Genomic DNA, 13,258 nt, shown 5'->3' with positions numbered 1-13,258 from the left:
TTATGCGACGGCTGATTATTCGGCGCTGGCCGAACTCGCCGGGATATTCCAGCGATACCCCATGCCGTACACCGTTTCGATACAGTCGAAGTCAGGATCAACCTGCAGGAACTTCTTGCGTATGCGTTTGACATGGGAGGTGATGGTGCTGCCATCCACAAAAATCTTGGATTCCTGCATCAACACCTGGCGACTTTTTACGTGACCGGGAAATTTGACCAATGCGTGCACCATCCAGAACTCAGTCACTGTCAGTGGCACCGAGATGCCAGCCCACTGCACTGTGAGGCGGCCAATATCCAGCAGCAGCTTGTCGCGCTGCAGCAGGTTTTCCGGAGAGGTCGGCTGATTGAGGGCATCCTGGCGGCGGAACAGCGCGGCAATTCGCGCCGACAGGTGCGGCAGACTGATATCCTTGGTCAGGTAATCATCCGCACCCATACGCAGGCCGCTGACGGTATCAAAGTCGTTGTCCCTTGCCGTCAGGAAGATGATGGGCAGGGTTTCCGACATCGAGCGCAACGACTGGCAAAGCGTAAAACCGCCGTCGATTTCGTTTTCCAGGCCGATATCGATGATTGCCAGATTCGGCAAACGCAGGTCAAAAGCCTTCATTGCCTCGCGGCGGTTTGGGAACGTCTGCACCTCATAGCCCTGCTTGCGCAGAACATCGGCATAGTTCTCACGAATGGCGGCTTCATCTTCTACGATCGCGATACGTCTTGCCATAGATCACCTTCAATACACGTGCACGAGCAGCCTGACTGCTGCGCCGACTATAACGCATTAGACGAGGCATTTAATCCGTCAGTTGGTGGCCATCTGTGCTTGTCAGTATTTTGCCACAATTAGTCAGGACAAAGCCCGGGTTTATGCCTGACGCTGCAATAAACCTGCGGTCTAATCGGTGACATAACAAAAATATCGACAGGCTGTACAGGTAAGGAAAGCACAAAGCGCGCCACCGTTGCCAACTTTGTGCTGACGTAACCAAGCCGACTGACACGCAGGAGTCTGATCAGATGGATTCACCCCAGAACACAACACCCTTCACCAAGAGTGGCATCAAACTGGTGATCGGCAACAAGAACTTTTCCTCATGGTCCATGCGCCCATGGTTGCTGCTGAAAAACTTCCAGATACCTTTCGAGGAAGTAAACGTTGCCCTGTACCAACGCAATACCGCGGAAAAACTCGGTCCACTGTCGCCCTCGTTAAAGGTACCGGCGCTAATCCACCAGGAAACCACTGTCTGGGAATCACTGGCCATCTGTGAATATATCAACGAGACTTTTCTGGATGGCCGCGGCTGGCCAGCGAGCCCGCGCAAGCGCGCGACTGCACGCTCGGTCTGCGCAGAGGTGCACGCTGAATTCCCGGCTTTGAAGCACGACTGGCCAATGAACTGTCAGGCCAGCGTAGACCTCAACGTATCTGAAAACATCGCCAACGAAATCGCACGTATTGACGCCATCTGGAGCTGCTGTCGCCGGAAATACGGCGCCGGCGACGAGTATCTGTTCGGCAGATTCTCGATTGCAGACTGTATGTACGCTCCCGTCGCCGTCACGTTTCGCGCTTATGGCGCCGTCCTGAGCGCTCCGGCACAACGCTATGCAGATACCCTCCTGAGCAACCCCTGGGTTAAGGATTGGGTAGCTCAGGGGCGCGCGGAACGCAACGAGCAGGTATCACTCGGAATAGTCAGCAATATGTAGTTGTTAGTGTGGGTAGTCGTCAGCGTGGGGCTGCGTATCGCCCTGCCATCGTGAATCTTCAGCAGGCCCTTGTGGCCTGCTTTTTTTGGTGTCTCTACAAGTGTTCCGCATTCTGATCAAGCGCTCACTTCTGGCTGACTTCTTTGCGGGCACCCACGCCGGCAACCCAGAGCCCACCGCCGAGAATGACGGCCGCGAGCACGCCAAACACGAAACTGGCCAGCACCAGCCCGAATCCGACACCTGCACTCAAGCCAAGTCCAACCGCCAGCGCAATATTGCCACGACGGCGACGGACCTTTTTCTCTTTCTTCGTTTCCATGATGTCCCTCGTCTTGAATTTCCTTACTGCCAGCAACATTCGCCCAACGAGAAAGAGCGCCACATGGTGACGCTCTCTCTACTCTTAGTACCGGCCTGTATCGATAATTGATCGTTGAGATCAACTCAAGGTATCAACCTGAACCCGCAGGAATGTGTTGGGCTCCAGCGTGTCCTCAGGCTCAAGATACACTTCCATGGCCTCGACCCGGATACAGTCGCCCGGCATCACCAGTGTTTCTTTGTCGTCGTACTCAATGCTGAGCGGTGTCACAATCGAGCTTTCACCTGTGCAGACTCGCACAATGCGCTCCTGAGAGTAGGAGACAACCTGCTTGCGGTCGTCCTCGAAAAACAGATATTCGTCGGGACCAGCCTGCATGCGGGCCTGCCACTCCAGATAAGAGTCTGTCATACCCTGCGCGTAAGACTGCCCTGCAAAAGAAGCGGCGATAAACGCTGCCGCAGCTGCCAGAATAGCCGTCATGCCTGACTTATGGTGAATTGACGTTTTCATATTTAGTCTCCTCGCCACGGTCATCGTCCATGGCTGATTCTATTCATGAATCATCAAGTTCACTTTCAGGGTACGGGCTATATCTTTAGATTTCAAGGGGGTAGGAACAGGCGGCAGCGGGCGCATTGCCGCCGCCGGCCTTGACGGGGAATTGGACTATCTGCGCTTGGGCAACACATCCTTCAGCTTGGCAGCCATTTCCTTGATGCTGCGTTCGGTTTCTGCCCAGTCGATACACGCATCTGTCACTGATACACCGTATTTCAGCTCCTTCAGATCCTTGGGGATCTTCTGGTTGCCGAAGTTAATGTTGCTCTCCAGCATGACACCGATGATCGACTCATTGCCTTCCAGAATCTGGTGCGTGACATCTTTCAGCACCAGTGACTGGATGGACGGATCCTTATTGGAGTTGGCGTGGCTGCAGTCGATCATGATATTGGTGCTCACTCCGCCCTTCTTCAGTGCTTCCTCGGCTTTCGCCACGTGTACCGAATCATAGTTGGGGCCGGCTGAGCCACCACGCAGCACAACGTGTGCGTAGGGATTGCCCTTGGTGCGTACCACAGCTACCTGACCGTCCTTGTTAATGCCGAGGAAGCGGTGCGGATGGCTGACTGACTGCATGGCGTTGACAGCAACTGTCAAACCACCATCGGTGCCATTTTTGAAACCAACTGCTGATGACAGGCCACTGGACATTTCCCGGTGCGTCTGTGATTCGGTGGTGCGAGCACCAATAGCGGACCAGGCAATCAGATCCTGTAGGTACTGGGGAGAGATCGGGTCCAGCGCCTCGGTCGATGCCGGCAGCCCCATGCTGGCGACGTCCAGAAGCAGCTTGCGACCAATCTTCAGGCCTTCTTCAATCTGGAATGTGTCGTCCATGAACGGGTCATTGATCAACCCTTTCCAGCCAACGGAGGTACGCGGCTTTTCAAAATAGACGCGCATGACGATATACAGGCTGTCCTGCACCTCGTCCGCCAGCTGCTTCAGGCGCTCGGCGTAATCCATGGCCGCTTTCGGGTCATGGATGGAACACGGACCAACCACCACAAACAGTCGCGGATCTTTTCGATCCAGAATGTCGAAGATGGTCTGTCGACCCTTGCGAACGGATTCCAGCGCCGCCCCCTGCAGTGGCATCTTTTCCTTGAGTTGCTGCGGGGTCATCAATGTGTCAATGGACTCTATGTTGAGATCGTCTGCTTTGATATCTGTCATGCCTGTTAAACCTTGTGGTAGAGCTTGCGCCCTGTACTGTTGTATTCCTCTGCCATTTTCTGCATGCCTTCCAGCGCAGCCTGCTCCTCAGCATCCTGTGCTGCGGCGTAGTCACGCACTTCCTGGCTGATCTTCATGGAACAGAACTTGGGACCACACATGGAGCAGAAATGCGCCACCTTACCGGAGTCCTTGGGCAGTGTTTCATCATGGAAGGCCCGCGCCGTTTCCGGATCCAGACCCAGATTGAACTGGTCTTCCCAGCGGAATTCAAAACGCGCCTTGGACAGCGCATTATCTCGCAGCTGGGCGCCCGGATGCCCTTTGGCCAGATCGGCAGCATGGGCTGCAATCTTGTAGGCCATCAGTCCTTCTTTTACATCCTGCTTGTCTGGCAGTCCCAGGTGTTCCTTGGGAGTCACGTAACACAGCATGGCACAGCCAAACCAGCCGATCATGGCGGCACCAATGCCCGAGGTGATGTGATCATAGCCCGGCGCGATGTCGGTGGTCAGTGGCCCCAGCGTGTAAAATGGCGCTTCGTCGCAAACTGCCAGCTGCTTGTCCATATTTTCTTTGATCATGTGCATGGGCACATGTCCTGGACCTTCGATCATGCACTGTACGTCGTGTTTCCAGGCAATCTTGGTCAGCTCACCCAACGTTTCCAACTCGGCAAACTGCGCTGCGTCATTGGCATCTGCCACCGAGCCGGGACGCAGGCCATCGCCCAGCGAGAAGGAGACGTCATAGGCTTTCATGATTTCGCAGATGTCTTCAAAATGCGTGTACAGGAAGTTTTCCTTGTGATGCGCCAGACACCATTTGGCCATGATCGAACCACCGCGCGAAACAATGCCGGTCACGCGCTTGGCGGTCAGCGGCACATAACGCAGCAGCACGCCGGCGTGAATGGTGAAATAGTCCACACCCTGCTCGGCCTGCTCAATCAGCGTGTCGCGGAAAATCTCCCAGGTCAGGTCCTCGGCGACACCGCCGACTTTTTCCAGCGCCTGGTAAATAGGCACAGTACCTATCGGCACCATGGAGTTGCGGATGATCCACTCACGTGTTTCGTGAATGTTCTTGCCTGTCGACAGATCCATCACGGTATCTGCACCCCAGCGCGCAGCCCAGGTCAGCTTCTCCACCTCTTCTTCAATTGAAGATGTAACAGCCGAGTTGCCGATATTGGCATTGACCTTCACCAGGAAGTTGCGGCCGATGATCATCGGTTCAATTTCCGGGTGATTGATGTTGGCCGGGATGATGGCGCGACCGCGTGCGACTTCGTCACGCACAAATTCGGGGGTTATTTCCTTGGGAATGGCAGCGCCGAAAGACTGACCCGGGTGCTGGAATCCCAGATCATTGACATCACCACCACCGAGCTGCTGCTCGCGCATCTGGGCAATGCTCATGTTCTCGCGGATGGCGATGTACTCCATCTCCGGAGTGATGATGCCCTGCCGCGCGTAATGCAGCTGGGTCACATTGGTCCCGGCTTTGGCGCGGCGTGGACGACGCATATGCTCAAAGCGGAGATGGGCTGTCTGTACATCAGCCTGGCGTTGACGGCCAAATTCCGAGCTGACGCCGGGCAGTTGCTCAGTATCGCCACGCTCTTCGATCCATGCTTCACGGATAGCCGGCAGACCGGTGCGCAGATCTATTTCTACTTCCGGGTCCGAGTAAACACCCGAGGTGTCATAAACACGCACCGGCACGTTGGGTTCTAGGCCTTTTTCGGTCTGGGTATCTGCCAACACGATTTCACGCATGGGCACACGCAGGTCGGGTCGGCTGCCGGATACATACACTTTATGCGATCCGCTGAACGAATATCGGGTTCTGTCGTCCAGTTCGGTAATCCTGTCGAGAAAGTGTTCGGGCTTGGCACTCATTGGTCTATCCTGCTCTCAGGCCTTATAGGGCCTGCTGTATAGAAATTTATAGGCACGGTTCAGAGCCGCTCATTATGCCTTAAAGCGAGGCAAAGTGTTACCGCCTGCGGCAGGTAGTGTAATGTCAAGCGACACAATCTCTTCACAATCTGTTAATTGGATAGTTTCGTAACACTGTGTAGAATGATCGATGCTCTGCGGGCCCTCTCTGGCTGAATCCAGGCCGCTTTCACAGCTGGCATTTTTTCAGCCAATGATTAATGAAACAGGACTTCTGAATATGCAACGTTTTTTCCGCAAAACAGTTCTCGCGGCGGGCTTGGTATTTGCCTCTCAATTGGCCGTGGCTGACGATCTGGTGACCATACTGGAACTGGCCATGCGCAATGACCCGGCGCTGCGGCAGGCCCAGGCCCAATTACAGTCCGGCCAGCAACAGGTCGTTCAGGCCCGCGCCAGCCTGCTGCCCCAGGCCAGCGCTTCATTCACCGAACAACGCCAGGCTTCTGGCCCCGAAGGCGATGTCACCCTGACAGACCTTGACCAGGAAACAACGCGTTACGGTATCAACGTCAGCCAGTCACTACTGAATCTGGCCAGCTGGTACAGTTACCAGGGCGCCAAGGAAGCTGATCAGGCCCGTATGTTCAACTTTCAGGCTCAGGAACAGGATCTGATCATCCGTGTAGCTTCAGCCTACTTTAATGTGCTGCGCGCGATCGACGATCTGAATACCCGTCGCCAGGAAGAAGAGGCGTCCCAGCGCCAGTTCGAACGTACTCAGCAGCGCGAGGAAGTCGGCCTGGTCGCGATCACCGAAGTCTACGAGGCCCAGGCAGCCTACGACCTGGCGCGCAACAACACCATTCTGGCCGAAGATACCCTGGCCAGCAGTTACGAGGCACTGGAAGCCATTACCGGACAGCCGCATCCGAACATTGATGTGCTCCGCGAAGACTTCCCGGTGACACCCGCCGAAGGCGATATTGAACAGTGGGTCAGCGAAGCAATGAACAACAACCCGCAACTGCAGGCTGCTCTTGCCGGTGTTGACGCCCAGACGCTGATTGCCAAGGCACGTCGCTCTGACCACCTGCCGACTGTCAGCCTGCAGGGTGGTTACCAGAATACTGAATCCAACTCCACCCGGGGAGCTGACGGCAGCCTGCGTGACGCCGGTGCCATCGAGGGCGCCAGCGTGTCACTGACAGTCAGTGTGCCGTTGTTCTCAGGCTTTGCCACCACCGCGCGCCGCGAGCAGGCTGAGTACGATCTGGTCGCTCAGCAGGAATCTGCCAATCTGGCTCGCCGTCAGGTAACCCAGGATATCCGCAACGCGTTTCGACGCGTCAACACCGACGCCATGGTAATTGCGCAACGTCAGCAGGCCATCGTGTCAGCCGAAGCTGCTCTGAACGCTATCGAAGCCGGCTATGAAGTGGGCACACGGAACATTGTTGACGTCGTACTGGCGCGCCAGCAACTGTTCGTGGCGCTGCGCAACTACTCCGATGCACGTTACAACTACGTGATCGACACACTGCAGTTGAAGCGCACTGCCGGTGTACTGACACCGCAGGACGTGATCGACCTGAATGAGTGGCTTGAGGCCGAGGCCGCCTCCGCTCAGTAATCCTATCGCAACCGGCATGGCGACAAATTACTGTCGCCATGCCAAACGCACCCCCCCGACTTACCAACCAGGCTGATAGTTTTTCAGCAGCCTGCTAGTCTTTGGCGCCCTGCGCCTGCGCAAGTTGCTGACGATGTTCGTCTACCGTCTCAACTGACCAGCCGGTCAGATTTTTCTCTACCAGCGTCGCCAGCGCATCGATGTGCTCGGGTCTGTCGTTAAGCGCAGAGATGTACTCGTAACGCTCGCCGCCAGCGTGCATGAAGTATTCGCGGTTCTCTTCACCAATCTCTTCAATGGTTTCCAGGCAGTCAGCGGAAAAACCGGGGCAGAATACCTGTACTGACTTGATGCCCTGCGCTGGCATAGCCTTCAGTGTCTCGTCGGTGTAGGGCTTCAGCCACTCTTCGCGGCCGAACCGGCTCTGGAATGTGGTTTGCCACTCATCGTCGCCCAGATCCAGAGCCTGCGCCAGCAAACGTGAAGTCTTGTGGCATTCGCAGTGATAGGGGTCGCCATTCAGCAGGTACTTCTTGGGCACACCATGGTAGGAAAACAGCAGTTTGTCCGCACGACCGTGCTGCTGCCAGTGCTCCTGAATGCGCGTCGCAGCGGCCTGAATAAAAGGATCAAAATCATGGTAGTGGCTGACAAAGCGAAAATCCGGAAGCCAGCGCCGTTTTGCGAAATCCTGGGCGATGGCATCAAACGTGGACGCCGACGTAGAGGCCGAATACTGCGGATACAGAGGCAACACAAGCAGCTGGCGCACGCCCTGGTCCATCATCTTCTGCAATACCGAAGTGATGGAGGGGTTGCCGTATCGCATGGCAAAATCCACCACCAGATTGTCATGGCCATTTTCATTCAGCTTTTTGGCCAGCGCCTGCGCCTGGTTGCGCGTGTGAAACAACAATGGCGAACCCTGCTCGGTAAACACCGTAGCATACGCCTTGGCCGATCGTGGCGGTCGGATATTCAGAATGACACCATGCAGGATCAGCCACCAGACTGGTCGCGGCACCTCCACCACTCGCGGGTCCCACAGGAACTGCTTCAGGTAGCGTCGCAAGGCTGAAGTTTTAGGTGCATCCGGCGTTCCCAGATTAGTGACCAGAACGCCTATCTTGTCCTGTTGCCGATGCGTAAAAGTCGGACTGCCCGTGAATTTCATGCTTTGTCTCTCTCGAACTCGAACGAAACCCAGTCAATATTCAGACTGTGTTATGACTGTTTATCCTGCTTTTGCTGCTCATCACCAGTGTCTAGCCCGGCCTCCGCATCAGACTGCAGGCTGCCGGCGTGGCGCGAGCTGACCAGTGCCGCCACCGCAAACTGCGGCAGCGACAGCACAGTTACGTAGATCATCGCAATCGGGATCGTTGCACCGTTGCCATACAGGATGGACGCAAACACCTGCCCCAGCATCATGCTGAGCGGCCAGCGCCAGCTGCGCTGCGGAAACTGTCGTGTAATCAGCCAGATACCCACACACAAGATGGGCCAGCCCAAAACAAAATAGCTGACACTCGACCAGGCCACCGGTGACTGACCAACACTGGCGATCAGAATATAGACCAGCGCACCGACCGCACCGGCGACCCAGTGACCCATGCCATCGTTGACTCCTTCAGGCTTGTCCATGGTCACCTGCTTCTCCGCCCCGAGTTGCCAGGCTGTGCGTTGGATGATGCGCGATGAGACTCATACCTTCGACAGCGCCTGATCAATGTCGGCAATAATGTCGTCGATGTGTTCGATGCCTACCGACAGACGGACCAGATCCTCACTGACGCCAGCGCGTGCCAGCTCTTCCGGATTCAACTGACGATGGGTGGTTGTCGCCGGATGGCAGGCCAGTGACTTGGCATCACCAATATTCACCAGCCGCAGAATCATCTGCAGCGCATCGATAAATCTGGCACCTGCCTCACGGCCGCCTTTGATACCGAAACTAAGGATACCTGACGCTTTCCCGCCGCATATCTTCTGACATACTTCGTGGTAGGGGCTGTCATCCAGCCCGGCGTAGTTAACCCAGGCCACTTTTGGATGTTTTTTGAGATGACGGGCAACGGCCAGCGCGTTGTCGCAATGTCTCTCGATACGCAGCCCCAACGTCTCCAGCCCCTGCAGGATCAGGAAGGAACTATGTGGTGAAAGCGCAGCACCGGTATTGCGCAGCGGCACAACACGGCAGCGACCGATAAATGCCGCTGGTCCCAGCGCTTCAGTATAAACAACACCATGGTAAGACGGATCTGGCTCATTCAGCATCGGGAAACGCGCTTTGTTGGCGACCCAGTCAAACTTTCCCGAGTCGATAATGATGCCGCCTACCGTGGTGCCATGGCCGCCAATGTATTTGGTCAGTGAGTGCACGATAATGTCAGCGCCATGATCAAAGGCACGGCACAGGTAAGGCGTACCAACGGTATTGTCGACGATGAGGGGTACGCCGTGACGGTGTGCAATCTCACTCAGGCGCTGCAGATCCACAACATTACCCGCCGGGTTGCCAATCGACTCGCAGAACACAGCGCGGGTCTTGTCATCAATCAGGCTTTCCAGCTTTTCGTAGTCGTCGAAGGACGCCATGCGTACATCGATGCCCTGATTCGGCAATGTGTGTGCGAACAGATTGTAAGTGCCGCCGTACAGCTGGCTGGTGCTGACGATATTGTCGCCCGCACGCGTAATACACTGAATTGCATAAGTAATCGCCGCCATACCGGATGCTAGTGCCAGTGCGCCGATACCACCTTCCATTTGTGCCAGACGCTGTTCCAGCACGTCATTGGTCGGATTCATGATGCGGGAATAGATGTTGCCGGGCACTTTCAGATCGAACAGGTCGGCACCATGCTGTGTATTGTCGAAGGTGTAGGACGTGGTCTGATAAATGGGTACCGCTGCAGATTTTGTGGTCGCTTCGGATTCGTAACCGTGATGCAGTGCCAAAGACTCAAGTCTCATGGTGATCTCCCCTGAATAGTGCTGATTCGCCTGGGCGTATTGATGGTTTTTGTGTTTAGGGCGAGAGTATACCTGCTTTAACCTCCGCCCCCTAGAACAGGAATCCCAATTGATGACGGCCAGGATCGACAGATCCTTCGGGGCTGATTAGTCAACGCTGATCTGGCTCATCGCTGTAACGGCTGGCCATCAACTCCTGAAGATTTTTCGACAGCTGCTGCACTGCCTGGTGCTTTCCTGAGCTGCCCATGACGGCGTCACTGTCCCTCACCCAGGCCGACTGGGATCGCGCGCGACGCAGACTTTCAGGCAACTCATTGCGAACAAACAGTGGTTCCCGACTATCGCCGCCCATATCACTCAGTCGCGCCAGCGCCAGCTTCTGCTGGGCGGCGTGTCCGCGTCGCTCCAGGGCCGCAAGCAGGTCTACCTGCCGGGTTGCCAGTGCGTTAAGAATACTATCGTCAACGCGCAAGGTTTTTTCACCTGTCACGCGGGCCATCAGGTCGCTGCCATAGTGGCGCAGAGTCTGAAACCCGCCGCCCAGCAGCGCACCCGTGGCTGCCGCAGCCCCCAGTGTCATGCCGCCCACCATCAGATCAATGCCCAGCCCTGCTGCTGCACCGGCAGCTGCACCACTGCCAAGCTGTATGCCCATGTTCTGTAGAGTGTAGGGGTCAAACAGATCCTGTTCCCAGCGACCGTCGACCAGAGGCAAGCCATCTGCGTCAATGTCGTCAGGGTAAAATCGATGCAGACTCAACAGCTGTGCGACACACGACTGCTCGTGCTCACGCACGGTTTTGTTGAGACGTTCCATCCCGTGTTGCAGTGACTGCTCATCACGACTGATGCGCAGTTTCAGTGCCGCAGTCTCTACCAGCAGAGTTGCAATCAGATTGAGCGCAGCTGTGTGGCGTCGCTGGGCGTCCGACTCGTGGCTGCGGATCAGTCTCTGCAGTGTCGCACCATGGGCATCCAGCAGACTGGCCAGTTTTGTGTAGAGTGTCTTCTCGCCGTCTCGAGCAGGCGCTACGGTGTCAAACCGTACAATGGCATGCAGTCCAAGCCCGGCCAGCATCTCACGCCATTCGGTCTCATTGGTCTTCTGCCCGGCAACAAAGTTCAGCAGAGGCAACAGGGGCACACCACACATATTAAGAATTTCCAGCTCATCGCGGTGCTTGGACAGGACCGGATCACGCGCATCGATCACGTAGAGCGCAGCATGGCTGCGCAACATCTGCCGCAATACCTTGGCCTCCTGCTCAAAGCGCTCGGCGGCGGGAGCCGACTGCAGAAAACGTTCAATGCGCGTCGGACCATCTTCCCTGGCAGCAACACGTTGCTCGACCTGCGCACTCTGCTGATCCAGCAAATCCAGCAGGTCTATCGCATCTTCGATGCCGGGCGTGTCGTAGAGCTCCAGAAGCGTCTGCCCCTGAACATTCAGGCGCGCCACTTCAACATGCCGCGTAGTGCCGGGTCGCCCAGAAACCTCACCAAATCGCGCATCACGCGTCAAGGTTCGCAACAGCGAGGTCTTGCCGGTATTGGTATGCCCTACCACCGAAATTTTCAGGCTATCAACCATTATGAACCCCCAGCTGGTTCAGCGCTTCAGTCATCGCGTGATGTATATGGGCGATGTCCACGCCGATATCGCGCAAAGAATCGTGCCAGCTTGTCAGACGCTCGTCGCTGCTTTGTTCACTGTTGTGCAAAACAATTTGCGTGACCCCGGCCAGACTGCCGGCATTCACCAGCCAGTGCAGGGTACCCCGGTCCGGCGACAGTCGCGCATCGCAGATGACCATCAGGGTGCCAGGGCGCGCCTCGGCCAGCGCACTCAGGCTCTGTTGACGCTGCCCACGGCTGTTCACCTCCAGGCATTGGGTGTGCTCCGGCAATTCAGCCGGTGGCCAGGGCTTGATGGCCGTCAGTTCGTAGGCAACCAGAACGCTGGTACCCGGCCGTGGGTTGGAGACCGGAACTATTCGTGCCGCCTGTCCGGCTTCCGGGGCGGGATCAGTCACATGCCGCTCATTCAGATCGGGCGTCAATCGCTGCACCAGTGGCGCCCACTCTGGCGCCGTAGTTTGCAGCCTTAGTTGTCGGAGACCAACCAGCAACCGGATCGAACTGATCAGGATCAACACCAGCCTTGGCATCAACCCGTAGAGGGCAACCGATGCCGTCAACCAGGCAGCCCACTGACGTCGCACCTCGTCCGCCTGTGATTGGTCTGCACCCACCAGTGTTGCTGCATCGGGGATGGAGATACCCAGTGTCTGCGGCAATAGCGAAAGCCCATGGACCAGCGCTGTGAACACGTCGGCCGACAGAATGGTGGTTTCCCAGGTAAACGCATAACTGCGCAGAGCCAGTGTCCATAACAGGCCAAACAGCGCTCCCAGCATCGCGCACAGCCACACCGTGTGACTCAGCAGGCCCAGCCACCAGCGCATCAGATCAGCACGCTGGTTCAGAGTGGCAAAAGCCCGGGTCAAGGCTTTGTGGTGTTCACCCGGCAGATAATGTGTCAACTGGAACACCAGGCGACCCAGCAGGGCACCATCGGAGCGCGCCAGCATTCCCAGCAGCCAGAATATCAGCATCAGAAGATTCAGACCCAGCAGACCGCCCAGCGCCCAGGGGATATTGACTGCTTGCGTACCGTCGCCCAGAACTGTAAGCGCCGTTGTGAAACCACCAGCCAGCGCCAGAACGCTGATGACCATCAGGATCAGGATACAGTGACGTCGCCAGGCGGACTGGATTTCCGGCAACTGGTGTCGGGCGCCAATAATCGCCGCCCAGCGCAGCACTCGCTGTTCAGCCTCAGTCGCCGCGCCTTCACGAGCCCCTGCCTCAGCCTGGAGATCGGACGCGGCCCCCTGCAGAAGTCGCACCGCCTCCGCCTGCCATCGCGCCTTGAAACTAGCCTGCTTGTCTGACAATC

The 13,258-nt window shown here is 56.6% G+C and carries 12 protein-coding genes; 2 read left to right on the top strand and 10 right to left on the bottom strand.

The window, feature by feature from the left end; all coding sequences use genetic code 11:
- Window positions 1-15 precede the first annotated feature (15 nt).
- Window positions 16-729 carry a proteobacterial dedicated sortase system response regulator gene (pdsR, locus tag LVD14_RS04570; RefSeq protein ID WP_237132850.1) on the bottom strand — a complete coding sequence of 238 codons (714 nt, stop codon included), beginning with the start codon at window positions 727-729 and terminating at the stop codon, window positions 16-18.
- Window positions 730-1,022: 293 nt separating this feature from the next.
- Between pdsR and LVD14_RS04565 the strand changes: the two genes are divergently transcribed.
- Entirely contained in the window at window positions 1,023-1,718 is a 696-nt protein-coding gene (locus LVD14_RS04565; RefSeq protein ID WP_237132849.1) for a glutathione S-transferase family protein, read from the top strand.
- Window positions 1,719-1,842: 124 nt separating this feature from the next.
- Here the strand turns inward: LVD14_RS04565 and LVD14_RS04560 are convergent, their stop codons facing one another.
- The 4 genes from LVD14_RS04560 to thiC form a co-directional block, all read right to left on the bottom strand.
- Entirely contained in the window at window positions 1,843-2,040 is a 198-nt protein-coding gene (locus LVD14_RS04560; protein ID WP_237132848.1) for a hypothetical protein, read from the bottom strand.
- 120 nt (window positions 2,041-2,160) lie between these two features.
- On the bottom strand, window positions 2,161-2,556 hold the full coding sequence (locus LVD14_RS04555) for a hypothetical protein (protein ID WP_237132847.1): 396 nt from the start codon (window positions 2,554-2,556) through the stop codon (window positions 2,161-2,163).
- Between the two features lie 156 nt (window positions 2,557-2,712).
- Complete coding sequence (locus tag LVD14_RS04550) at window positions 2,713-3,783, bottom strand: 3-deoxy-7-phosphoheptulonate synthase (RefSeq protein ID WP_237132846.1); 1,071 nt, start codon at window positions 3,781-3,783, stop codon at window positions 2,713-2,715.
- 5 nt (window positions 3,784-3,788) lie between these two features.
- The gene (gene thiC / locus LVD14_RS04545; RefSeq protein ID WP_237132845.1) at window positions 3,789-5,687 is read right to left on the bottom strand and encodes a phosphomethylpyrimidine synthase ThiC; all 1,899 of its coding nucleotides are present in this window, start codon (window positions 5,685-5,687) and stop codon (window positions 3,789-3,791) included.
- A 280-nt stretch (window positions 5,688-5,967) separates the two neighbouring features.
- Here thiC and LVD14_RS04540 point away from each other — a divergent pair, with 280 nt between their 5' ends.
- Window positions 5,968-7,320: a TolC family outer membrane protein gene (locus LVD14_RS04540; protein WP_237132844.1), complete on the top strand. Its 1,353-nt coding sequence runs from the start codon at window positions 5,968-5,970 to the stop codon at window positions 7,318-7,320.
- Window positions 7,321-7,414: 94 nt separating this feature from the next.
- Here the strand turns inward: LVD14_RS04540 and hemH are convergent, their stop codons facing one another.
- The 5 genes from hemH to LVD14_RS04515 all read right to left on the bottom strand — a co-directional run bounded on the left by hemH (window position 7,415) and on the right by LVD14_RS04515 (window position 13,256).
- Window positions 7,415-8,494, bottom strand: a complete 1,080-nt coding sequence (hemH, locus tag LVD14_RS04535) for a ferrochelatase (RefSeq protein ID WP_237132843.1) — start codon at window positions 8,492-8,494, stop codon at window positions 7,415-7,417.
- Between the two features lie 50 nt (window positions 8,495-8,544).
- On the bottom strand, window positions 8,545-8,964 hold the full coding sequence (locus LVD14_RS04530; protein ID WP_237132842.1) for a hypothetical protein: 420 nt from the start codon (window positions 8,962-8,964) through the stop codon (window positions 8,545-8,547).
- Between the two features lie 60 nt (window positions 8,965-9,024).
- A complete protein-coding gene (locus LVD14_RS04525) occupies window positions 9,025-10,296 on the bottom strand; it encodes an O-acetylhomoserine aminocarboxypropyltransferase/cysteine synthase family protein (RefSeq protein WP_237132841.1) in 1,272 nt (423 codons plus the stop codon).
- A 151-nt stretch (window positions 10,297-10,447) separates the two neighbouring features.
- Window positions 10,448-11,890 carry a GTPase/DUF3482 domain-containing protein gene (locus tag LVD14_RS04520; RefSeq protein ID WP_237132840.1) on the bottom strand — a complete coding sequence of 481 codons (1,443 nt, stop codon included), beginning with the start codon at window positions 11,888-11,890 and terminating at the stop codon, window positions 10,448-10,450.
- Window positions 11,883-13,256: a DUF2868 domain-containing protein gene (locus tag LVD14_RS04515; RefSeq protein ID WP_237132839.1), complete on the bottom strand. Its 1,374-nt coding sequence runs from the start codon at window positions 13,254-13,256 to the stop codon at window positions 11,883-11,885. The genes LVD14_RS04520 and LVD14_RS04515 overlap by 8 nt, the downstream gene beginning before the upstream one ends.
- Window positions 13,257-13,258: the final 2 nt, after the last annotated feature.

It is taken from the genome of Pseudohongiella sp. O18 (genome assembly GCF_021729085.1).
GTDB lineage: Bacteria > Pseudomonadota > Gammaproteobacteria > Pseudomonadales > Pseudohongiellaceae > Pseudohongiella.
The sequence above is the reverse complement of the archived record's forward strand: the minus strand, read 5'-3'. Positions and strand labels throughout refer to the sequence as shown.